The 22,909-nt window shown below is 70.3% G+C and carries 22 protein-coding genes; 19 read left to right on the top strand and 3 right to left on the bottom strand.

The genetic code is table 11. The annotated features are described in order from the left end of the window. The first annotated feature begins 104 nt into the window (after positions 1 to 104). The 6 genes from eccCa to A6048_RS12340 all read left to right on the top strand — a co-directional run bounded on the left by eccCa (position 105) and on the right by A6048_RS12340 (position 8,264). Complete coding sequence (gene eccCa / locus A6048_RS12365) at positions 105 to 4,121, top strand: type VII secretion protein EccCa (RefSeq protein ID WP_107746336.1); 4,017 nt, start codon at positions 105 to 107, stop codon at positions 4,119 to 4,121. Further along, on the top strand, positions 4,118 to 4,960 hold the full coding sequence (locus A6048_RS12360; protein WP_107746338.1) for a hypothetical protein: 843 nt from the start codon (positions 4,118 to 4,120) through the stop codon (positions 4,958 to 4,960). Before eccCa ends, A6048_RS12360 begins: the two co-directional genes overlap by 4 nt. A gap of 85 nt (positions 4,961 to 5,045) precedes the next feature. Beyond that, a complete protein-coding gene (locus A6048_RS12355; protein ID WP_107746340.1) occupies positions 5,046 to 5,366 on the top strand; it encodes a WXG100 family type VII secretion target in 321 nt (106 codons plus the stop codon). A gap of 28 nt (positions 5,367 to 5,394) precedes the next feature. Further along, a complete protein-coding gene (locus A6048_RS12350; protein WP_107746342.1) occupies positions 5,395 to 5,688 on the top strand; it encodes a WXG100 family type VII secretion target in 294 nt (97 codons plus the stop codon). 197 nt (positions 5,689 to 5,885) lie between these two features. After that, positions 5,886 to 7,244: an NAD-dependent succinate-semialdehyde dehydrogenase gene (locus A6048_RS12345; RefSeq protein ID WP_107746344.1), complete on the top strand. Its 1,359-nt coding sequence runs from the start codon at positions 5,886 to 5,888 to the stop codon at positions 7,242 to 7,244. Positions 7,245 to 7,385: 141 nt separating this feature from the next. Continuing rightward, a complete protein-coding gene (locus A6048_RS12340) occupies positions 7,386 to 8,264 on the top strand; it encodes a sulfurtransferase (protein ID WP_107746346.1) in 879 nt (292 codons plus the stop codon). An 85-nt stretch (positions 8,265 to 8,349) separates the two neighbouring features. Here the strand turns inward: A6048_RS12340 and A6048_RS12335 are convergent, their stop codons facing one another. Further along, positions 8,350 to 9,171, bottom strand: a complete 822-nt coding sequence (locus tag A6048_RS12335) for an HpcH/HpaI aldolase/citrate lyase family protein (RefSeq protein WP_107746657.1) — start codon at positions 9,169 to 9,171, stop codon at positions 8,350 to 8,352. 199 nt (positions 9,172 to 9,370) lie between these two features. Here A6048_RS12335 and A6048_RS12330 point away from each other — a divergent pair, with 199 nt between their 5' ends. Both A6048_RS12330 and A6048_RS12325 read left to right on the top strand, forming a co-directional pair. Continuing rightward, positions 9,371 to 10,378 (top strand): ATP-binding cassette domain-containing protein, encoded by a 1,008-nt coding sequence (locus A6048_RS12330; RefSeq protein ID WP_107746348.1) that lies wholly within the window; start codon positions 9,371 to 9,373, stop codon positions 10,376 to 10,378. Beyond that, positions 10,375 to 11,241, top strand: coding sequence for an ABC transporter permease (locus A6048_RS12325; protein WP_107746350.1), 867 nt, complete (start codon positions 10,375 to 10,377; stop codon positions 11,239 to 11,241). The genes A6048_RS12330 and A6048_RS12325 overlap by 4 nt, the downstream gene beginning before the upstream one ends. A gap of 14 nt (positions 11,242 to 11,255) precedes the next feature. Here the strand turns inward: A6048_RS12325 and A6048_RS12320 are convergent, their stop codons facing one another. Both A6048_RS12320 and mftR read right to left on the bottom strand, forming a co-directional pair. Beyond that, positions 11,256 to 11,762 carry a hotdog fold domain-containing protein gene (locus A6048_RS12320; protein WP_107746352.1) on the bottom strand — a complete coding sequence of 169 codons (507 nt, stop codon included), beginning with the start codon at positions 11,760 to 11,762 and terminating at the stop codon, positions 11,256 to 11,258. 94 nt (positions 11,763 to 11,856) lie between these two features. Next, entirely contained in the window at positions 11,857 to 12,447 is a 591-nt protein-coding gene (gene mftR, locus A6048_RS12315) for a mycofactocin system transcriptional regulator (RefSeq protein ID WP_107746354.1), read from the bottom strand. 137 nt (positions 12,448 to 12,584) lie between these two features. Here mftR and mftA point away from each other — a divergent pair, with 137 nt between their 5' ends. The 11 genes from mftA to A6048_RS12260 all read left to right on the top strand — a co-directional run bounded on the left by mftA (position 12,585) and on the right by A6048_RS12260 (position 22,770). Continuing rightward, positions 12,585 to 12,671, top strand: coding sequence for a mycofactocin precursor MftA (gene mftA / locus A6048_RS18690; protein ID WP_235027612.1), 87 nt, complete (start codon positions 12,585 to 12,587; stop codon positions 12,669 to 12,671). A gap of 1 nt (position 12,672) precedes the next feature. After that, positions 12,673 to 12,999, top strand: coding sequence for a mycofactocin biosynthesis chaperone MftB (gene mftB / locus A6048_RS12305; protein WP_107746356.1), 327 nt, complete (start codon positions 12,673 to 12,675; stop codon positions 12,997 to 12,999). Then, complete coding sequence (mftC, locus tag A6048_RS12300) at positions 12,996 to 14,261, top strand: mycofactocin radical SAM maturase (RefSeq protein WP_107746358.1); 1,266 nt, start codon at positions 12,996 to 12,998, stop codon at positions 14,259 to 14,261. The genes mftB and mftC overlap by 4 nt, the downstream gene beginning before the upstream one ends. Before the next feature lie 69 nt (positions 14,262 to 14,330). Beyond that, complete coding sequence (mftD, locus tag A6048_RS12295) at positions 14,331 to 15,554, top strand: pre-mycofactocin synthase MftD (protein ID WP_107746360.1); 1,224 nt, start codon at positions 14,331 to 14,333, stop codon at positions 15,552 to 15,554. Between the two features lie 64 nt (positions 15,555 to 15,618). Beyond that, complete coding sequence (locus tag A6048_RS12290) at positions 15,619 to 16,434, top strand: mycofactocin-coupled SDR family oxidoreductase (protein ID WP_107746363.1); 816 nt, start codon at positions 15,619 to 15,621, stop codon at positions 16,432 to 16,434. After that, positions 16,431 to 17,096 (top strand): mycofactocin biosynthesis peptidyl-dipeptidase MftE, encoded by a 666-nt coding sequence (gene mftE, locus A6048_RS12285; protein WP_327496237.1) that lies wholly within the window; start codon positions 16,431 to 16,433, stop codon positions 17,094 to 17,096. The genes A6048_RS12290 and mftE overlap by 4 nt, the downstream gene beginning before the upstream one ends. Next, positions 17,093 to 18,598, top strand: coding sequence for a mycofactocin biosynthesis glycosyltransferase MftF (gene mftF / locus A6048_RS12280; protein WP_107746367.1), 1,506 nt, complete (start codon positions 17,093 to 17,095; stop codon positions 18,596 to 18,598). The genes mftE and mftF overlap by 4 nt, the downstream gene beginning before the upstream one ends. 11 nt (positions 18,599 to 18,609) lie before the next feature. Next, positions 18,610 to 19,947 carry a mycofactocin system GMC family oxidoreductase MftG gene (gene mftG / locus A6048_RS12275; RefSeq protein ID WP_244911006.1) on the top strand — a complete coding sequence of 446 codons (1,338 nt, stop codon included), beginning with the start codon at positions 18,610 to 18,612 and terminating at the stop codon, positions 19,945 to 19,947. Between the two features lie 56 nt (positions 19,948 to 20,003). Then, a complete protein-coding gene (locus A6048_RS12270; RefSeq protein WP_107746660.1) occupies positions 20,004 to 20,969 on the top strand; it encodes an alpha/beta fold hydrolase in 966 nt (321 codons plus the stop codon). Positions 20,970 to 21,125: 156 nt separating this feature from the next. Further along, entirely contained in the window at positions 21,126 to 21,509 is a 384-nt protein-coding gene (gene trxA, locus A6048_RS12265; RefSeq protein WP_107746369.1) for a thioredoxin, read from the top strand. 139 nt (positions 21,510 to 21,648) lie between these two features. Further along, positions 21,649 to 22,770 (top strand): NDMA-dependent alcohol dehydrogenase, encoded by a 1,122-nt coding sequence (locus tag A6048_RS12260; protein WP_107746371.1) that lies wholly within the window; start codon positions 21,649 to 21,651, stop codon positions 22,768 to 22,770. The last annotated feature ends 139 nt before the right edge of the window (positions 22,771 to 22,909 follow it).

Raw genomic sequence — 22,909 nt, 5'->3', positions numbered from 1 at the left:
TCGACGGCGGGGCGCGCTGGTGGGGGCCCCTCCTCGGGCATCGGGCGAGGTACGGGTCGGTGGGAATCGGACGGTGGGAATCGGACAAGAGGAGGCGTGAGCGAATGGGGGACGTGGTGTTCACCCGCACCGAGCGACTCGAGGCCCCTGCGGTGTCGAACGGTGAGTTGACCCTGCAAGCCCCTCCCGGATTGCCCCGACCGACTCCCCGTCCACTCATCCAGATCGTGCTCCCGATCGTCCTGGTCGTCGCCGTGGTCGGGATGATCGTGGTGATGATGCGCACCGGCATGATGCGCAATCCGATGTTCATGCTCTTCCCCGTGATGATGGCAGTCTCCGCGGTCGGGATGCTCGCGGGCACCCTGTCCGGTGGGAACAAGACCGGTGAGACCGACGAACTGCGGAAGGACTACCTCCGATATCTGGGTCAGACCCGCGATATCGTCCGTGAGACCGCGGCCGCGCAGCGGGCGGCAGCCCTGTGGCGGCACCCGGATCCGGTGGAGCTGCCCGCACTGGTCGGAACACCGCGGATGTGGGAGCGGGACGAGGGCGACGCGGAGCACCTCACCGTTCGCCTGGGACCCGGACGGCAGTCACTGTCGACCAGGCTGTCCGCGCCCGATACCGGCCCGGTCGACGACCTGGAGCCGGTCTCGGTGGTGAGCATGAGGCGTTTCGTGCGGGTGCACTCGGTCGTCGAGGACCTGCCGGTCGCGCTCGAGTTGCGGGCGTTCGCCGCGATCTCCCTGGACGGTGATGTGGACGTGGTGCGTTCAGCGGTCAGAGCCGTGATCGCGGGACTCGTCGTCTCCCACGGGCCCGACCGGGTCCGCGTCGCAGTCGCCGCGAGCGAGGGGCACGCGCGTCGGGCGTGGGAATGGCTCAAGTGGCTCCCGCACCACGAGCACCCGACGTACACGGACGGTGGCGGACGGGTGAGACTCACCGAGTTCTCGCTCGCCGGGGTGGAGTCGATGCTCGCCGAGGACATCGCGGAGCGGCCCGTTTTCCACCCGAGCGCGCCGATCCGCCCGGGAGTACCTCACCTCGTCGTCATCGTGGACGGCGTGGGGGTCACCGGCGCCGAGCGTCTGGTCGCGGAAGACGGACTGGATGGAGTGACAGTCCTCGAGGTATCCGGCAGTCGCGCAGGGCAGCTGCGCGACCTCGCGTCGAGGCTCGGATTGTGCGTCCGGATCGACGACGACGGCAGGGCTTCGGTACTGACCGAGTCCGGCGATGAGGAGATCGCGCGGGCCGATTCCATGAGCCCGCCGGAGGCGGAGCGGCTCGCCATGGCGCTCTCGCGCTACCGCCCCGCAGACACGGTGACCAACCCCGACGGTTCCACTTCCACCCGGCGTGCCCCGGGTCTGCCCGACCTGCTGGGGATCGGGATGGCCACCCGCGTCGACCCGGCGGTGGCGTGGCGACGTCGCGGTGAACGCGACCGCCTACGCGTGCCTGTGGGGGTGAGCCCGGATGGCGCCCCCGTGGCGCTGGACCTCAAGGAATCCGCCCACGGTGGTATGGGCCCGCATGGCCTGTGTATCGGGGCGACCGGCTCCGGCAAGTCCGAGTTCCTGCGCACCCTCGTCCTGGGCCTGGTCGCCACGCACGACCCGGATGCGCTCAACCTGGTCCTGGTGGACTTCAAGGGCGGAGCCACCTTCCTGGGACTCGAGTCGCTGTCCCACGTATCGGCCGTCATCACCAACCTCCAGGCCGAGATCACCATGGTCGACCGCATGCGGGACGCGCTCGAGGGCGAACTCAACCGGCGTCAGGAGGTGCTGCGCGCCGCGGGGAACTTCGCTGGCGTCGGCGACTACGAGGCGGCGCGGGCCAAGGGGGCTCGCCTCGACCCGTTGCCCGCGCTGGTGATCGTGGTCGACGAGTTCTCCGAACTACTGTCCTCCAAACCCGAGTTCGCCGAGCTCTTCCTCACGATCGGCCGCCTCGGGCGGAGTCTGCACATCCACCTCCTGCTGGCGTCGCAGCGATTGGAGGAAGGGCGGCTTCGTGGTCTCGACAGTCACCTGTCCTACCGGATCGCACTCAAGACCTTCTCCGCCACGGAGTCGCGCACCGTCCTCGGAGTGACCGATGCGTACCACCTGCCCGCCACGCCGGGCGCCGGCTTCCTGAAGGTCGACTCAGGCGAGCCCGTGCGCTTCGACGCCGCCTACGTCTCGGGCCCACACCTGGAAGATCGTCGAGTGGACGGCTCCTCTGTCGTCGCCCCGGCCGCCCGGGCCACAGTGCGACCCTTCTCCTCCTGGTACATGCCGGTAGCCGCGCCCGCCACCGAGGTCATGGACGATCTCGCCGACCGACGCGACCAGGCCCACGCCGCCCCGGAGGTCCAGGACGAGAGTGCCAGCCTTCTCGACGTCCTCGTGGGCCGTCTCGCCGGACACGGCAGACCCGCGCACGAGGTCTGGCTCCCACCTCTGGGGATCGGAGCGCCGCTGGACGTGGCAGTCGGTAGCGAACCGTCGGTCTCCGATGGTGGCCGGCCGCCGACCTGGCGGTTCCCGATCGCCGAGGTGGACCTGCCATTCGAACAGCGGCGGGCCGCCTGGGTCGTCGACCTGTCCGGGGCGGACGGCAACGTAGCGGTTGTCGGTGGGACGAGATCGGGCAAGTCGACCACTCTGTGCACCCTGGTGTTGTCCGCTGCGGCGACCACCGGGCCCGACCGGCTCTCGGTGTACGTCGTGGACCTCGGCGGCGGGCTGCTGCAGTCCGTGTCCGTTCTCCCGCACGTCGGGGGCGTCGCACGGCGCGGCGAGGAGGAGAGGATCCGACGCACGGTCGCGGAGGTGGTCGTCGAACTCAAGCGCCGGGAATCGGCATTCCGCGACCAGGGCGTGACCTCCGTCGACCAGGCCCGACGCAGGCTGACCGGGCGCGACGGCCGTCCGGTCGCGGAGTACCCCGACATCCTGTTGGTGATCGACGGCTGGCAGGCGTTCCGGACGGAGTTCGAGGACCTGGAGCAACTCGTGCTGGGGCTGGCCGCGGACGGACTGTCCTACGGTGTCCACGTTGTCCTGTCGGCAGCCCGCTGGGCCGACCTGCGGCCAGCGCTGCGGGACGCACTCGGCACCCGCGTCGAACTCCGGCTGGGTGATCCCACGGACTCGATGATCGACCGCCGAGCGGCGATGACCGTCCCCGCCGCGCCCGGCCGGGGGTTGACCCGTGAACGTCACCACATGCTCGTCTACCAGCCCCGACTCGACGGACGCGTCGACCCGGAGGGCATAGCCGACGCCACCGCCTCGGCCTCCCAACATCTGGCGCAGCGGTGGCGGGCACTGGTGGGCGCGATCAGTGCGGCGCCGGTCCGTTTGCTCCCGGAGGTTCTGCCGTACTCCCAGCTCGCGAGTCTGGCCCGGCCTGGCCCGGACGGCACTCGCACCCGGGTTCCCCTCGGCGTGGATGAATCCGACCTCAAGGTTGTCTACGCGGACCTCGAGACCGACCCGCTGATGCTTGTGCTCGGCGACTCCGAATGCGGCAAGTCCTCGGTGCTGCGAGCTGTCACCCGCGGCCTGGTCGCCGGGAACACGGCGCAGGCGGCCAAGATCATCGTGGTGGACTACCGGCGCACCATGCTCGGCGAGGTCGAGGGGGACCACCTCGCGGGCTACGCCGCCACCGAGACAGCGTTGGTGCCGATGGTCGAGCACCTGGTCCGGATACTCGAGGACCGGATGCCCGGCGCCGATGTCACACCGGACGAACTGCGCGCCCGCTCGTGGTGGAGCGGTCCACGGATCCACCTCGTCGTCGACGACCTCGACCTGGTCGTCACCGGTGCGGGTAACCCGCTGGCCCCGTTGACCCGGTTCCTCCCGCACGCCCGCGACATAGGGCTCTCGGTGGTACTCGCGCGAAGAAGTGCGGGATCCTCGCGGGCGCTGTATGACTCCTTCGTGGGGAGGATCCGGGATCTGGGCGGCGCCGGCCTCATCATGTCCGGGAGCCGGGAGGAGGGGCCGCTACTGGGAGGTGTGCGTCCTGCACCCCTGCCCGCAGGCCGTGGCCGTTTGGTCACCCGAAGTGGTGGCGTGAGGCTGGTCCAGACCGCGCTGGCGGAACCGTGACCGACGCCGGAACGACCGTCGCGGTCGACCTCTCCTGCTCCGGGCTGTCGGTGGCGTCGGCGTCGGCGTCGGCTGTGCTCTCCCCGGTGGTCGCGCCAACCTCTGTTCTCGCCGGGGCCGACGGCTCCGCGCTGCCCCCGGGGGGCGACCGGATCGAGTGTTCCGATCGGGTCGACACGATCGCGACCCGCTACCCGGACCGGTGTCTGCCCGATCCGATGGCCCGCGCTCACCGGGATCGCACCGACGTGGCGGGGCTCTCCGTACCCGTGGCGGAACTCCTGGCCGCACCGATTTCCAGAGCGCTCCGGTGGTCCGGGGCCGGCGAAGGGGACGGCGTGGTGCTCATCGTCCCCAGTGACTGGGGCGCGACCCGCACCGCTCGAATGGTCTCCGCGGCACAGGGTCTGGGTGCTTCGCCACGTATCGTGCGCGCCGCCCTGGTGACGGCTGAGGCGCTGCCCTCGTCCTCGGCCCGCTGGGCCGTATGCGTGGAGGCCTGCGCCACCCGCACCGCGGTGAGTCTTGTGGAACGGACCCGTGGGGAGTTGACCCTGATCGACCGGACGATCGTGCACCGGTGGGACCCGTGCCGGGATTCGATGCGCGACGACGAGGTGTCCCGCGTGCTCGAGTCCGTGACCGCTCTACGGCGCGGGCGGCGGGAGGCGGGCACCGGGTCCACCGAGGTCCTGGCCCGTGGACGCAACGCCGAGCGCGTGGTGGACGCCTGCGACCAGGCGCGATTGCTCTCGTTCGTCGTACCGGATCTCGCACCGGTAGAAGTCGCCCTGCGCCTACACGAGGGGGTCCGACTCGACCGCACGAGTTCCCCGTAGCGGGTGGAACCGAACTCGGCCCCGGGTACGTCGAACACTGTGACGGACCCAAGAAGGATCCGCAGGACGACTAGGGGAGGACGAGATGGCCGGCTTCAACACCCACATCGGGACCATGGACACCGCAGCCAGGCGGGTCGACGACGTGAACACGGAGATCGATCGACTGCTCGGGAACGTTCGGGATTCGGTGTCGCAACTCGGGGGCTCGGTGTGGCGGGGCGCGGCCCAGACACGATTCGCCACGATCATGGCGGAGTGGCAGCAGCAGAGCGCGAAGCTCAACACCGCCCTGGCAGGGATATCGGAGACCATGCGGACCAACAGCACTTCCTTCGACGCGGCCGACCAGGATTCCGCACAGGCGATCAGCAGGGTCGGTGCCTCCGGTCCACTGAACATCTGACCACCCACCTCACACCGGGAGAATTCTCATGACCTCAGGGCAGATCACCTACAACCACGGTCCGATCGAGTCGCTCGTCGGCCAGGTCGGTTCGGCGTCCACCGCGCTTCGAACCACCCTCGACGACCTCAGGGCCTACCTCGCGCCGCTGGTCGCCGAATGGGAGGGCGATGCCGCCGTCGCCTATCAGGCCCACCAGAACGACTGGGACCAGGCCGCCGCCGCTCTGCAGGCGATGCTCGCGGAGATCTCGCGCGCTGCGAGTCAGGGCAACCAGGGCATGGCGGACGCCGACCGTCGCGCTGCTCAGGGGTGGGGCTGACCCTCCATCGTCGGGTCGATGAACACCCCGTGCTGACCGACCACACAGCGGCGCTGGGGCCCGGTCGCCGTCAGCGCGCTGACCGGGCCCCGCGCGGTCACGGGGCCCGACCGGATGCAGGCGAGGGAAGGCTGTCCTACCGTCGGACGAAGAGCCGGGTCGATCACCCGGCGGACGCGAGCCACGGGAGGACCCACATGTACGTCACCCACGATCCGTCGACCGGAACGACCGACAGCGAGTACGACCAGACCGACGACGTCGACGGGATTCTGAAGACAGTCACCGAGGGATTCGCCTCGTGGCGCGCCACCGACGTCGCCGAGCGGGCACGGATTCTGTTGGCGATCGCAGACGCCTTCGATGAGCACACGGAGGAATTGGCCAAGGCCATCACCACCGAGATGGGCAAGCTCTCGGCGCAGGCCGAGGGCGAGGTGAAGCTCGCGGCATCGATCTACCGCTGGTACGGAGAGCACGGCCCCGCGCTGCTGGAGCCCGAGACGCTGGACGTCCCGGGTGCCCGCCTGAACCGAGTGACCACCGAACCGGTCGGACCTCTGGTCGGCGTGATGCCGTGGAACTACCCCTACTACCAGGTGGCCCGCTTCGCGGCCCCTAACCTGCTGCTGGGCAACACCATCGTGCTCAAGCACGCCAGCATCTGCGCGCGCTCCTCCGCGGCCATAGAGAAGGTGCAGCGAGCGGCCGGGCTGCCGGAGGACGCCTACGTCAACGTCTACGCCTCCAGCGACACGGTCGCCGAGATGATCGCCGACCCCAGGATCATGGGCGTCTCGCTCACCGGGAGCGAGGGCGCCGGCGCCGCCGTGGCCAAGGTGGCGGGGGAGAACCTCACCGCCAGCGTGCTCGAACTGGGCGGCTCGGACCCGCTCATCGTCCTGGACACCGACGACCTCGACGAGTTGGTGGAGACCGTCGGCAAGGCGCGACTGTCCAACTGCGGCCAGGCCTGCAACTCACCGAAGCGGATGTTCGTCCCGGCGGACCAGAAGGACGAGTTCGTGGGCAAGCTGCGGGACCTGTACGAGGGGCTGCAGGTCGGCCCGGCTGCCGACGAGGGCACCGAACTCGGACCGCTGTCCTCCGAGGGGGCCCGCGACGGGGTGGTCGAGCAGATCGAGCGCGCCGTCGAGCAGGGCGCGATCCTGGTGACCGGCGGCCGCGCGATCGACCGGCCGGGAGCGTTCATGGAGCCCACCGTCCTCACCGGCATCACCCCGGAGATGGACGCCTACACCGAGGAGATCTTCGGCCCCGTGGCGATGGTGTACGGCTACGACTCCGTCGACGAGGCCGTGCGGATCGCCAACGACACCCCCTTCGGCCTGTCCGGCTCGGTGTGGGGGACCGACACCGACAAGGCCTCCGAGGTGGCCGAGCGGCTCGAGGTGGGGATGGCCTACGTCAACGAGCACGGGACGACCATGGCCGGCTTGCCCTTCGGCGGCGTCAAGCGCTCGGGCTACGGCCGTGAGCTGGGCCGCTGGGGCCTCGGCGAGTTCTCGAACGTGCGACTCCAGCGAGTGCACTGACCGGAATTGCGCCCCGGCCCCGGTACACGAGAGGGCCGGGGCAGCGCCACCCTTCGGATCACCCAGATGCGATCCGTTGCCCCGTCAGTGCGCGTCGCTACACTTGGAAGGTGACTCATCACCAACCTTGAAAGGGCCCTCATGGCACCCCCTCTGCCTTCGCAGGTCGACGTCGAGTGGCTGCACCAGCACCTCGACGACGCCGACCTCGTCGTCGTCGACGCCACCAACCACCTCCCCGTCCCCACCGACGGCCCCTACGTCCCGGAGTCGGGCGCAGAGACCTACCGGCCGGAACACATCCCCGGCGCGCTCTTCGCGGACCTCCTCGTGGCCTTTGCCGACCCGGACAGCCCCGAGCCCTGGACCGCGCCGGACCACGAGCGGTTCGCCGCGGCCGCCGGCGCCCTCGGCATCGGCGACGGCGCGACGGTGGTCGTCTACGACCAGCACGACGGCTTCTGGGCCACCCGCTTCTGGTGGCATCTGCGCTACGAGGGCTTCGAGAACGTCACGGTGCTCGACGGCGGCCTCCCGGCCTGGAAGGCCGCCGGCCACCAGGTCACCGACGTCGTCCCCGTACCCACCCCGCGCACCTTCACCGGCACCCGCCGCCCCGAGCTGTTCCGCTCCACCGAAGAGATCGCGGCCAGCCTGGACAACGAGAACACCATTCTCGTGAACGTGCTGGACGAACCCACCTACCGCGGCGAGGTGGACACCTATGCCCGCCGTGGTCACATCCCCGGCAGCATCAACCTGCCGGTCTTCTCGCTCCGCGACCCCGACACCGGCACCCTCCGGCCGACCGAGGAGCTGCGCCGCGAGTTCGAGGCCGCGGGACTGCTCGACGATGACCGGACCGTCGTGACCTACTGCGGCGGCGGCATCGCCGCGACCGGGGTCGCGCACGCCCTGGCGCTCGTCGGCCGCGAGGACGTCGCGGTGTACGACGGCTCCATGACCGCCTGGGCCGGTAGGCCCGAGCTCCCGCTGGTCACCGGCGACTCACCCCGCTAGCGCACCTCACTGGGCCAGACCCACGACACGGGCCCCGGCCGTCGAACAGTCGACGACCGGGGCCCGCGTTGTCGGGGGAGCGTGGTCAGCGCGCGACGGCGTAGGCCTGCGCGAGGTGCGCGATCTTCTGCGCGCGGGCCAACCGCGGCAGGTCCGCGCCGTCGCGGCAGCGCTCGCCGCCGGGGCCCAGCTCGTCGATCACGGACTCGGCCCACGAGACGTCGGCGGCGGAAGGGGAGAGGACCTCGTTGATGTACGGGGCCTGGTCCACCCGCAGGCACAGCTTGCCGGTCATGCCCATCTCGACCGCGTGCTCGGCGGCGTCCATGAGGACCTGGGTGTCGTTGGAGATGGTGGGCCCGTCGATCGGCGGGGCCACGCGCGCGACCCGGCTGGACACCACGAACTGCGATCGGGTGTAGGCCATGGCGATCTGCGAGGAGCCGATGCCGGTGTCGCGGCGGTAGTCACCGATGCCGAACGCCAGGCGCACCACCTGGTCGGTCTTGGCGATCTCCGTGGCGGCGGCCAGACCGTCGGCGGACTCCACCAGTGCGACGATCGGGGTGTCCTCGGCCAACCGGGCGGCCGTCAGCGAGACGTGCTCCGGGTTCTCCGTCTTGGCCAGCATCACGCCGTCGAGGCCGGGGCAGTGCCCCAGGGCCATGAGGTCCTTCTCCCACTCGGGGGAGCGGACGTCGTTGATGCGGATCCACGCGTGGTTTCCGGCCTCGAGCCACTGGCGGACCTCACGACGAGCGCGTTCCTTCTCCGACTGGCGGCACCCGTCCTCGACGTCCAGGACCACGACGTCCATCTCGGAGGCCACGGCCGCGTCGAAGCGCTCGGACTTGTCGGCAGGCAGGAGCAGCCACGAACGGGCGATCGTCGGCGGGATGGTCGACATGGGGTTCATGGTTACCGGTCATCCTTTGTTCGAGAGACGGTTCGCCGCGGGACGCGAGACGTCGCGCGGCAACCTCCCCACGATACGTTGCCCCGGTCGTGGCGTTCCACACGGTGACCAGCAAGCCATAGGACGCGATCGGTCCTCATTGGCGGACCTGCGTATTGACTACCGTTTCCCGGCGCGGCACTCTTTCCGAGTGAGTACCAGACTGGCGTCCGACGCCCCGGCGATCGAGGCGGAACACCTCGTCAAAAAGTTCGGCGACTTCACCGCCGTCGATGACATCTCCTTCTCCGTCCCCACCGGATCGGTTCTCGGTCTGCTCGGACCCAACGGGTCCGGCAAGACCACCACCATCCGCATGATGACGACCCTGAGCCCGCCCACCTCCGGCACCGCGCGCGTCGCCGGACACGACGTGATGGGTGCACCGGCCGAGGTGCGCAAGGCCATGGGGTTGACCGCGCAGGCGGCCACGGTCGACGAGCTGCTCACCGGGCGCGAGAACCTCCGCCTCATCGGGGACCTCTACGGCCTGCCCAAGAAGATGGTCAAGACTCGCGCCGACGAGCTACTGGAGAAGTTCTCCCTCGCCGACGCCGCGACCAAGGTCGCCAAGAGCTACTCCGGGGGTATGCGGCGCCGGCTCGATCTGGCGGCGAGCCTGGTCGCGGCCCCGCCCGTGCTGTTCCTCGACGAGCCCACCACAGGTCTGGACCCCCGCTCGCGCAACGAGCTCTGGGATGTCCTGCGCGACCTCGTCCGCGACGGCACCACATTGCTGCTCACCACCCAGTACCTCGACGAGGCCGATCAGCTGGCCGACCGGGTGATCGTGATCGATCACGGCAGCGTCATCGCCGAGGGAACCCCGTTGCAGCTCAAGGACCGATCCGGTGCGGCCAGCCTGGTCATCACCGTCTCCCGACCGGACGACGTCGACGAGGCCGTCCGCGTCCTGGACGGCCGGATCGGGGAACTGCACGTCGACCGCGACGCGCGCCGGCTCACCGCGCCGTCGGAGGGGGTCTCCGCGCTGGCGGGGATCGCCACCGCGTTCACCGACGCCGGCATCGAACTCGACGACATCGGCCTGCAGCGCCCCAGCCTGGACGACGTCTTCCTGTCCCTCACCGGACGCAGAGCCGAGGAGACAGTGGACACCGTGGACGCCGACACCATCGAACAGGAGAACCGGGTATGAGCACCGTCGCCGACCCCACCCACACCTCGGCCACCCACGAGCGGTTCGCGATGCCGGTCCGTCACGAGGGTCCGCCGCTGAGCCGACAGATCTCCGCGCTGGTGCGCCGCAACCTCTTCCACATCCGCCGCCAGCCGGAGAACCTCGCGGACGTCACCATCCAGCCGGTGATGTTCGTCCTGCTGTTCGCCTTCGTCTTCGGCGGCGCGATCGCGGTGGCCGGCGGCGTGAACTACCGCGAGTGGCTGCTCCCGGGGATCATGGCCCAGACCATGGCGTTCTCCTCGTTCGTCGTGGCCGCGGGACTGTGCAACGACCTCAACAAGGGGATCATCGACCGCTTCCGGACCCTGCCCATCCAGCGTGCGTCGATCCTCATCGCGCGCAGCGCGTCCAGCCTCATCCACTCCTCCATCGGCGTGGTGGTCATGTCGCTGACGGGCCTCGTCGTGGGGTGGCGGATCCGGAGCGGGATCGTCGACGCCGTGCTGGGCTACCTGATCCTGCTGGGCTTCGGGTTCGTCATGATCTGGATCGGGATCGTCGTGGGCTCCCGGCTCAAGACGATCGAGGCGGTCAACGGTGTCATGTTCACCACGATCTTCCCCATCACGTTCCTCGCCAACACCTTCGCGCCCCCGGAGTCGATGCCGTCGTGGCTGCGGCCGGTCGCCGAGTGGAACCCGCTGGCCTCGGTCGTCCAGGCGATGCGTGAGCTCTGGGGCAACGCCCCCGCCGTGGGCCCGGACGCCGCACTGCCGCTGCAGCACCCGGTGCTCGCGTCAGTGCTGTGGATCGTGGGGCTGACCCTGGTGATCGCCCCGATCGCGGTCAAGGCCTTCGACGCCCGGACCCGCGACTGACGCGGCCGCGACCGTCAGCGCTTCTTCTTGGGGGAGACCCGGATGGTGATGGACCCGACCACCGGTTCGACGCCGGCGTCGTCGACGAAGCGCAGGGGGACCTCGACGTCGTGTGCGCTGGTGAAATTGGCGAAGTCGGGGAGCTCGGTCCACTCGGCGGTGACGGTCAATCCGCCGGTCGACATGGCCGGGTAGCGCACGTTCATGCCCACGGGGATCCAGCGGTGGGTGGCCGGCACGGTGGCCTCGGCGAGCACGCCCATCGCCATCTCGGCCAGGTTCAAGGCGGCGATCACGTGGAAGGTGCCGATGTGGTTGCGGTTGCCCCACCAGGCCGGGCCGCGCACCTCGCACCGTCCGGGCCGCACGTCCACCACGTGCGGGAGGACGGTGCGGAAGTAGGGGGCCTTGAGGCTCACGGCCGCACTGAACAGGCGCGAGCCGAAGGGCAGCCGGGTCGCCTTCTGCCAGAGGAGGAACGTCTGGGTGGGGGCGGGCTGGACGGGCGTGGTGTCGGTCATCCAGCAGATATTACTCCCCGGTAGGTTCCGGGTGTCGTTCACCGCCAGATGCGCCACCGGATTCACCGCGGTGGCCGCCGTCCGGCCGTCCGCCTCAGGCCAGGATGCACGTCCCCTGTCTGAGGAGTTCGTGGAGCCGGGCCTGGTCCGCGTCGGGCTCGTCGACCCACCGCCGGTACGCCGAGAGGGCGATCCCGAGCGCGGCGTGAGCCGTGGCGGCCGGGATCAGGTCGTGCACGGTCTCCCCGCGACGGGCGGCCACGAACTCGGCGACGGCCCGCCGCCAGTCCGCGTACATCAGTGTCGAATGGGCCTGGAGTTCGTCCACTCCGAGCAGGAGGCCCATCCGCAGGCGGTGCACCTGCGTCTCGGAGTCCGGGAAGGTGTTGAACGCGACGAGCGAGTCCGCCAGCGCGTCCCGGAGCGGGGTCGCGCCGGGGATCTCGGCCAGCTGTCGCCGCATCCCGTCCATCTGCACGTCGAACTCGCCCCACGCGATCGCCGCCTTCCCCGGGAAGTATCGGAAGAGGGTCCGCCGGGAGATGTGCGCGGCCTCGGCGATCTCGTCGACGCTGGTCGCGTCGTATCCCTGGCGCGCGAACAGCCTCAACGCCACCGCCACGATCGAGGCGCGCGTCGTGGACGGTCGTCGCCCCGGGACGCGACTGTCGTCCGACTCCGTCATTCCCATGATCGACAAGCCTAGAGCCACCCCGGACATGAACTGTGCATAGACCATTGCAATTGGCACTAGGTGCCAATATGATGCAGGTCTCACCCCGAGAGGTGAGACGTCCATCAGGTCTGAAGAGAGGAACTGCCGTGGAGAACACCCAGAACACCGACGTAGTGCTGGAGGAGGCCCTCATCGAGGAGGTCTCGATCGACGGTATGTGCGGGGTCTACTGAGATGACCTCCGCAGCAGCGCCGGCCGGCGCCGGGCACGACACCGCGACCGCGGCCTTCGATCTCGACGCCGGCTGGCGCCTGCACCCCGGAGTTGCACTGCGCCCCGAGCCGTTCGGGGCCCTGCTCTACCACTTCCACACCCGCAAGCTCAGCTTTCTCAAGTCGCCGACCATCGTCGAGGTGGTCCGCATCCTTGCTGACCACCCCACCGCCCGCGCCGCGTGCGCCGTAGCGGGTGTGCCGATCGACGACCCCGGGACCGCCCGCCTGTACCTGCACGCGCTCGGCCAGCTCGCCGCCTCGCGCATGATCGAGGAGACCTCATGACCAGCACGCTCAGCCGCCCGGACACAGCGTCGACCACTACAGCGTCGACCAGTACCGCCCCCGCCCCCGTCGGCCGGCTCGTGGACCAGTTCGAGCGCGGACTCGACGCCCCCATCTGCCTGACCTGGGAGCTCACCTACGCCTGCAACCTGGCCTGCGTGCACTGCCTGAGCTCGTCGGGCAAGCGCGACCCCCGGGAGCTCAGCACCGAGCAGTGCAAGGCGATCATCGACGAGCTGCAGAAGATGCAGGTCTTCTACGTCAACATCGGCGGCGGCGAGCCCACCGTCCGCCCCGACTTCTGGGAGCTCGTCGACTACGCGACCAGCCACCAGGTGGGCGTCAAGTTCTCCACCAACGGCGTGCGCATCGACGAGAAGGTGGCGCAGCGCCTGGCCGCCAGCGACTACGTGGACGTGCAGATCTCCATCGACGGTGCCACGGCCGAGGTCAACGACGCGGTCCGCGGCCCGGGCTCGTTCGACATGGCGGTCCGTGCACTGGAGAACCTCAAGAACGCCGGCTTCACCGACGCCAAGATCTCCGTGGTGGTCACGCGCGAGAACGTCACCCAGCTGGACGAGTTCAAGGCCCTGGCAGACAAGTACGACGCGACCCTGCGCATCACCCGACTGCGGCCCTCGGGCCGCGGCGCGGACGTGTGGGACGACCTCCACCCGCTCCCCGAGCAGCAGAAGGACCTCTACGACTGGCTGGTCGAGCACGGCTCGAACGTCCTGACCGGTGACAGCTTCTTCCACCTGTCTGCCTTCGGCGACGGCCAGGGATCGCTGCCCGGCCTCAACCTCTGCGGAGCGGGCCGCGTGGTGTGCCTCATCGACCCTATCGGCGACGTCTACGCCTGCCCGTTCGCGATCCACGAGGAGTTCCTCGCCGGCAACATCGTCTCCGACGGCGGCTTCGAGAGCGTCTGGCAGACCTCGGAGCTCTTCCGCGAGCTGCGAGAGCCCCAGTCGGCCGGGGCGTGCGCGTCCTGCAACTTCTACGACAGCTGCCGCGGTGGGTGCATGGCGGCCAAGTTCTTCACCGGCCTGCCCATGGACGGGCCGGACCCGGAGTGCGTCCAGGGGTACGGCGAGGGACTGCTCGCAGCCGAGCGCAGCATCCCCTCGCCGTCACAGGACCACTCCCGGGTCAAGGGTCTGGCGGCGCGCAAGCAGCCCACCGGCCCGGTCCCGCTGACCCTCGTCACCACCCCGCCGCGCAGGCCCACCAGCCTGTGCGACGAGTCCCCGGTCTGAGGCGACCGGCCGAACCCCCCTGAGCCCCGAACTCCCCAGCCCCGCATCCCCTACAAGGAGGCACCTGACGTGTCCCGTCTGTCCAAGATCGCCGAGGCCAACCCCTGGCGCCGCAACCCCTGGTTCGAGTCGGTCGCCGAGGCCCAGCGCCGCGCCAAGAAGAAGCTGCCCCGGAGCGTCTACATGGCGCTGGTGGCCGGCAGTGAAGAGGGCGTGACGATCGACGACAACACGGCCGCGTTCGCCGAGCTGGGTCCCAAGCCGCACGTGATCGGCGCCAAGGCCGAGCGCGACATGGCCACCACGGTGATGGGTCAGCCGATCAGCTTGCCTGTCATGATCTCGCCGACCGGTGTCCAGGCCGTGACCCCGGACGGGGAGGTCGACGTGGCCCGCGCCGCCGCCGCGCGCGGCACCGCGATGGGGCTGTCCTCGTTCGCCTCCAAGCCCATCGAAGAGGTGATCGCGGCAAACCCGCAGACCTTCTTCCAGGTGTACTGGCTGGGCGGCAAGGAGAAGGTCCTGGAGCGCCTCGACCGGGCCAAAGCCGCCGGTGCCGCCGGTGTCATCCTCACCACCGACTGGTCGTTCTCGATGGGACGTGACTGGGGCAGTCCGTCCATCCCGGAAAAGCTCGACGTCAATGCCATGCTCACCCTGGCGCCGGAGATCGCGGTCCGCCCGCGTTGGGCCGCGGAGTGGGCCCGGGACGTCGTCGTCAACAAGCGCTTTCCTGACCTCACGACGCCCAACCTGGTCCCTCCGGGCGAGATGGGCCCCACCTTCTTCGGCGCCTACGGAGAGTGGATGAACACCGCGCCGGCCACCTGGGAGGACATCGCCTGGGTCGTCGACAACTTCGACGGACCGGTGATGCTCAAGGGGATCACCCGCATCGACGACGCCAAGCGGGCGGTCGACGCCGGCGTGGCCGCGATCTCGGTCTCCAACCACGGTGGCAACAACCTCGACGGCACGCCCGCGTCGATCCGCTGCCTCGGACCGATCGTCGACGCCGTCGACGGGCAGGTCGAGGTGCTGATGGACGGCGGCGTCCGCCGCGGCTCCGACGTCGCCAAGGCACTCGCACTCGGGGCGCGCGCGGTGATGATCGGCCGCGCCTACCTCTGGGGCCTGGGCGCCAACGGCCAGGCCGGCGTGGAGAACGTGCTGGACATCCTGCGCTCGGGTCTGGACTCCAGCCTGATCGGCCTGAGCAAGTCCTCGATCTCCGAGCTCAACCGGGACGACTACGTGATCCCCGACGGATTCATGCGTCGCCTGGGAGAGTGACTCCCCGGGGCGGTCCGTCCGGGCCGCCCCGTTTACATCCGTAGAGGAAAAGGAACCACAGTCCATGGGAGACTTCGACGGCAAGGTCGTCTACATCACCGGCGTCGCCCGCGGCCAGGGCCGCAAGCACGCGATCCGCTTCGCCCGCGAGGGTGCCAAGGTCATCGGCATGGACCTGTGCGCCCCGCCGTCGGAGTACGTGGGATACAAGCCGTCCACCGAGGACGATCTCGCGCAGACGGTCGAGAAGGTCCGTGCCGAGGGCGGGGAGATTCTCGCGGAGATCGGTGACGTACGCGATCTGGCGTTCCAGGAGGACCTGGTCGCCCGCGGGGTCGAGCAGTTCGGCGGCCGTCTGGACGTGGTGATCGCCAACGCCGGCATCTGCAACTGGGGCAAGGTCTGGGAGATCGACGAGCAGCAGTGGCAGGACACGATCGATATCAACCTCACGGGCTACTGGAAGACCCTCAAGGCCACCATCCCGCACATGCTCGCGGCGGACAACGGCGGGTCGATCGTCCTGGTGAGCTCCGTCGCGGGGCTCAAGGCCATGCCGGTCCAGTCGCCCTACTCGGCGTCGAAGTACGGCGTGGTGGGCCTCGCGCAGACCGCGGCCAAGGAGCTCGGTGAGCACCGGATCCGCGTCAACACGATCCACCCCTACGGTGTGCTGACCCCCATGGGGGCCGACGACCCGGCGGCCCACGACGTCTTCACCAACATGCCCCAGTTCCTCCCGCACTTCACGCCGATCCTGGGCATGGGCATGGCCACGACGGACGACATCTCCGACTCCGTCCTGTTCCTGGCCTCGGACGCCTCCCGCACCATCACCGCGTCGACCTTCACCGTCGACATGGGCGCGATCAAGGTCTGACCATCGAGCCCGTCCTGGCGGTGCTGCCGCTCGGCGCCACCGAGCAACACGGCGCGCACCTGCCCACCCAGACGGACACGCTGCTGGCCACCGCCACCGCGGACGTCCTCACGGCCGCCGACGTCCACGTGCTCCCCGCTCTCGCGTACGGCGCGAGCGGGGAGCACCAGTCGTTCCCCGGCACGGTGTCCATGGGCACCGAAGTGCTGGTGCAGACGCTGATCGAGCTCGGCAGGTCGGTGTCCACCTGGGCCACCCGGTTCGTGGTGGTCAACGGCCACGGCGGCAACGTCGACGCGCTGCGTCAGGCGATCCCGCTGCTGCGCTACGAGGGCCGTGACGCCGCCTGGCTGCCGTGCCGGACGTCCGTGGATCCGGCCGACACCCACGCAGGACACGCCGAGACCTCGCTCATGCTCCATCTGCATCCCGACCTGGTCCGCATGGACCGCGCGGTGCCCGGGTGCACCCGACCGTTGCCGGAGATCCTGCCCGCCCTGCGCGACGGCGGCGTGGCCGCGGTGAGCCCCTCCGGGGTGCTCGGTGACCCCACCACCGCCACCACGGCCGAGGGCCTCCGACTGTGGGAGGAACTCGTGGCCGACGCCCGCGGCCGACTCGCCCGCTGGGCTCCGGGCAAAGCCGACGGGATGCTCAGGTGACCGCCCCGCACGGCGCTACTCGCGTCGTCCTGGACCGGCGCACCCGGGTGCTGCGCCGCGGGGGAGTGGTCCGGGTCCTGGGTGGGGACCCGGTCACCCTGGTGACGCCGTCGCCGGCGGTGGCGCCGCTGCTCGACGGCGAGGCGGTCTCCACCGAGACCCCCGCCGGTGCCGCGTTGGGGCGCGCGCTCACCGACCGCGGGATGGCCCACCCGGACGTCAGCGGACCCGACGCGCGCGTGTTGGAGGCCGTGGCCGTGGTGATCCCCGTCCACGACGACGCGGCCGGAGTCGCCGCGGTCGTGGACGCCCTGGGATCCGAGCTCGCGAGGGGACTGCGGGTCGTCGTCGTCGACGACGGTTCGACGGTTCCCCTGGCAGCACCGTCTCTGCCCACCCAGCCCCCACCCACCCAGCCCCCACCCGCCCAGTCCCCACCCGCCGGCGCGATCCGCGTCGTGCGGCACGAGCACTCGCGCGGCCCGGCCGCGGCGCGCAACACCGGCACGGCCGCCGCGCTGTCCGGGGGCGCCGAGGTGGTGGTGTACCTGGACGCCGACGTGATCCCGCGCCCCGGCTGGCTCGGCCCCCTGCTGGGACACCTCGACGATCCGCGCGTGGCGGCGGTCGCGCCCCGGATCGTGGCCGCCGATCCGGGCAGGCTCTGGGTCCGCGGCTACGAGACGGCCCGCTCCGCCCTGGACATGGGGCCCGAACCGGCGCGGGTGCGGCCGCGGACACGCGTGGCGTACGTCCCCAGCGCGGCCCTGGCGGTGCGACCCGACCGGCTGCCCCCGGTTCCCGACGGCGCCGGGCAGGGCCCGTTCGACGAGCAGTTGCGCGTGGCCGAGGACGTGGACCTGTGTTGGCGCACCGACCGGGCGGGCGCCGTGATCCGCTACGAACCCGCCGCCCTGGTGGCCCACCGGCACCGCACCACCGTGGCGCCCCTGTTGGGTCGGCGTGCGTTCTACGGCACCGGAGCGGCCCCGCTGGCTCACCGGCACGGCGCCGCGGTCGCACCGGCGGTGGCCGCGCCGTGGTCGCTCGCGGTGGCCCTGGGGTTCTGGAGCGGAACACCCGGCGGACTGCTCGTGGCGGCCGGTGCGACAGCGCGTGCGTGGCACCGGACCCGGGCGCTGACCGGCCACGACCGGGCCGCGGCCGAGCTGGTCATCCGGGGATCCGTGGCCTCGATCCGGCAGCTTCCCGAGGCCCTGCTGCGCCCCTACTGGCCGCTGACCGCCGTGGCCCTGATCGCCACGGCGCGCTCGCACTCGCCCCTGGTGCGGGGCCTGCGCCGGCGGGTCGCGGTGGCGGCGGTGGCCGAGGGCCTGTGGCACTGGTGGTCCGCCCGCGAGCCGGGCAGGTGGCCGGTCGACGAGCCGCTCGGGCACGTGGTCCTGCACCGCCTGGACGACGTGGCCTACGGCGTGGGCGTGTGGCGCTCGGCGTGGGCCGCCCGTTCGGTGGGGGCCCTGCGGCCGGAACTCACGCGGTGAGGCCTCCAGGGGTGCACGCCGCAGACGTGGTGGTGATCGGCGCGGGGCCCGCCGGATGCGTGATGTCCCGCCGCCTGGCCGAGTCGGGGCTGGACGTGATCTTGCTCGAGGCGGGCTCCGAGCGGGCGCCCACCCGCGCCGGCGTGCTCGACATAGGACCCGGGTCGCAGGTGATCACCCGGCACCGCGCGGTACTCGGAAGTGCCACGATCGGGCGCACCGAGGTGGAGCTGCCACGGGGCCGGACCCTCGGCGGGTCGGGCGCGGTCAACGGCGGGTACTGCACCCCGGCCCGGCCCTCCGACCTCGTCGAGTGGGGCCCGGACTGGCCCCGCCGGTACGCGGTGGGGCTCGCCAGGGCTGCGGAACGACTGCGGCCACGACTCGTCCCCGCCGGCCCGGTCGCCGCGCGCGTGGCCGAGGCGTTCCCCGGCCGGGTGTCCGCCATCGCCCAGGCGCGGCGGGACGGGCGACGCGTCACCGCCTTCGACGCCTGGGACCCCGCCGGCGCGGGAGTGCGGGTGGTGACGGGCGCGACGGTCCGTGAACTCCGGTGGGCCGGCGGACGCACCAGCCGGAGATGTGACGGCGTGGTGCTCGACGACGACGAGGAGATCAGCGCCCGGGAGACGATCCTGTGCGCGGGGTCGATCGGGACGGCCGCCGTCCTGCTGAACTCGGGGATCGGACCGGATTCCGGCCACCCGGTCGGGCGGAGCACGCAGGAGCATCCCGAGGTCCTGCTGGACCTCCCGCCCGACTGGGCACGCCCTGCCTCCGATCCCAACACTGCCTCTGCTTCCCACAGTGCGGCGCCGCCCCTGCTCTCCCACGTCGTCCGGCTCGCGCTGCCGGGGCCGACGGGTGTCGTGGAGATCGAGGTGCGTCCCTACTCGGTCCCGATGCACCGGGTGATCCCCGGTCTCGCCCCCCAGCCGCACCGGATCGGGGTGGCCCTGATGAACCCGGTGGGCCGCGGCGAGGTGGGCCGTGGGGAGGTGGGTGGCGGGAATCTCCGGGACGGCGGTCCCCGGGTGGTGCTGGCCGACGACCCCCGCGACACCGCCGCACTCGACAGGGCTGCCGGGTTGGTCGCGGACCGCCTGGGGATCTCCGGGGGAGCCGGTGGGCTGCGGCCGGTGCCCGTCCCCTCGACCTCCCAGCACCTGTCGGGCTCGGCGCGGATCGGCGAGGTGGTCGACGACTCCGGCCGGGTCCTGGGGTGCGAGGGGCTGCGGGTGGCGGACGCCTCGGTGTTCCCTGCACTGCCGCGGTGCGGACCCTATTACTCGGTCCTCGCGGTGGCCGAGGACCTCGCAGCGCGGGTGATCTCCGGGAGGTCGTGGTAGAACCGAACGAGAACACGTTCCACCGCAGCGGTGGGAGTGCGGGCGGAAGGGTCACCATGACGAGCAGCGAGACCGAGACCCACAGTGCCGAAACCAACAGTGCCGAACCCAACAGTGCCGAAACCCGCCCGGTCGAGCCCCGGCCGTTCACGCTCGCGGGTGCGTCCGGGATGCTCGCGGGCGATGTGTGGGAGCCGTACGGCGGGGCGGATCCGGTCGACGAGATCCTCATGCTGCACGGCGGGGCGCAGACCCGGAACTCGTGGAACCGCGCCGCCCAGCGCCTCGCGATGGAGGGATACCGGGTCACCACGATGGACGCCCGCGGCCACGGGGACAGCGACTGGGCGCACGACGGGGACTACGACATCCACCGCATGGTCGACGATCTCGAGCTGATCGTCGCCTCCCGCTTCGTCGGTCGGCTACCGGTGCTCGTGGGGGCCTCGCTCGGCGGGTTGACCGGGCTGTTGGCGTTGGGGACGGCCAAGCCCGTCGCCCGGGCGTTGGTGCTGGTGGACGTGACGCCGAAGATCGAGTCGAAGGGCGTCCAGCGGATCGGGGAGTTCATGCGGTCGGGGCTCGACGGGTTCGCTGACCTCGGGGAGGCCGCGGACGCGATCGCCGCCTATCAGCCGGATCGTCAGCGCCCGGCGAACCTCGACGGGCTGCGCAAGAATCTCCGGCAGAAGAACGACGGCCGGTGGTACTGGCACTGGGACCCTCGCTTCGTCGCCGGCGCCACAGGGGACAACGCCGAGATCGGGAACGACTACTTCGAGGGGATCGTGCCCCACGTGACCGAGCCGACCATGCTCATCCGGGGCTCGCGATCCGACATCGTCAGTGACGACTCGGTGGCCCACCTGCTCGAACACCTCCCGCACGCGTACACCTACGAGGTCGCCGACGCGGGCCACATGGTGGCGGGTGACGACAACGCGGTGTTCCTGGACCAACTCGAGTGGTTCCTGGCGGAGATCATGGGTTCCCCGCCCCGCACGGGGGAGGGGCGGGAATAACCCCGTTCGGGCGGCGTTGTCCCTGTCTGCACGGACTCACATACCCGCATGGGTATCGTGTGTCGCAGAAGGTCGTCGCCGGCGCGGGCTGTCCGTAGGCTGGCGACGACAGAGGACGGGACGAGAGTCGCCCCGTTGCGCAAGGAGGGCATTCGTATGACCACCGTCGACATCACGACCGCCGATTTCGAGAAGACCGTCACGGAGAACAACATCGTCCTGGTGGACTTCTGGGCCGAGTGGTGCGGACCCTGCAAGGCGTTCGGGCCGGTCTTCGAGAAGGTCTCCGGCAAGAACCCCGAGCTGACCTTCGCCAAGGTCGACACCGATGCCGAGCAGCAGCTCGGTGCGATGCTGCAGATCCAGTCGATCCCCACACTCATGGCGTTCCGTGAGGGCATCGCCGTGTTCCGCCACTCCGGTGCGATCCCGGAGCAGGCGCTCGACGACCTGGTCGAGCAGATCAAGGGGCTCGACATGGACGAGGTCCGCAAGGCCGTCGAAGAGGCGCAGGCCCAGCAGGGCGACGCCCAGTCCTGATCCGGGACCCGCACGGGAACGACGCTCGGCGAACCGAGTAGCTTCCCGGAATTGCGACACCCCGTGCAACAATCCGGATAACGTGACGAGAACACGTTCTAGTGACGGGGCTCCGCCCGTCGCGCCCGGAGGGAGTCGCATGAAGACCAAGGCCGCCATCGCCCGAGAGTTGGGCAAGCCGTTCGAGATCGTCGAGGCCGAGCTCGACGGCCCCAACTTCGGCGAGGTGCTCGTCAAGTGGAAGGTCGCCGGCCTGTGCCACTCCGACCTGCACATCACCAGCGGTGACCTGCCCGGACGTCTTCCGATCGTCGGCGGGCACGAGGGCGCGGGCGTGGTCGAGGCCGTCGGCGTGGGAGTCACCCACGTCCAGCCCGGCGACCACGTGGTGGGCTCGTTCATCCCGGCCTGTGGCAAGTGCTCCGCGTGCGCGCGCGGCATGACCAACCTCTGCGACGGCGGGCTCAACGGCACGATCGGCGAGATGGCCGACGGCCGCTACCCGTTCGCCCTGGCCAACGGAGAGACCGCCGGTGCCATGTGCACCCTCGGCACCTTCTCGCAGTACACGGTCGCCAACATGAACTCGGTGGTCAAGATCCAGGACTGGATCCCGTTCGAGGTCGCGGCACTCGTGGGCTGCGGCGTCACCACCGGCTGGGGCTCGGCCGTCTATTCCGCCGACGTCCGGGCCGGTGACACCGTGGTGGTGTTCGGCATCGGCGGTATCGGGATCAACGCGGTCCAGGGAGCCAAGCACGCCGGAGCACGATTCATCCTGGCCATCGACACGGACGAGTCGAAGCTGGCCAAGGCCAAGGAGTTCGGCGCCACGCACGTCTACTCGGACGTCGAGCAGGCCAAGGCCGAGCTGCCGGGCCTGACCTGGGGCAACATGGCGGAGAAGGCCATCATCACGATCGGCGTGGCCGATGCCAAGGTCACCGCCGACGCCACCGACATGGTGGGCAAGCGCGGGGTCGTGGTCCTCACGTCCATGGGCGGGCTCGACAACCAGTCCATCACCCTCACCGGACTGTTCGTCTCGCAGTACGAGAAGGTCATCAAGGGGTCGTTGTTCGGTTCGGCCAACGCGTTCCACGACATCCCCAACATCCTGCGGCTGTGGGACGAGAAGCAGCTGAAGCTCGACGAGCTGATCACGCACCGATTCACGCTCGACCAGGTCAACGAGGGCTACGAGATCATGGAGGCCGGCGGCGAGGGGATGGTCCGCGGGATCATCGTCCACGACGACTGAGTCGACCGGCTCTGCTGAGTCGACCGCAGCTGCCACGACCGCAACAACCTTGGGCCCCGGTCCTCCTCGAGAGGGGTGGACCGGGGCCCACGTCATTTCCCGACTGGACACAGATACCCCCACGGGTACACTGAAGTTC

The organism is Dietzia psychralcaliphila (assembly GCF_003096095.1).
GTDB classification, from domain to species: domain Bacteria; phylum Actinomycetota; class Actinomycetes; order Mycobacteriales; family Mycobacteriaceae; genus Dietzia; species Dietzia psychralcaliphila.
The sequence above is the reverse complement of the archived record's forward strand: the minus strand, read 5'-3'. Positions and strand labels throughout refer to the sequence as shown.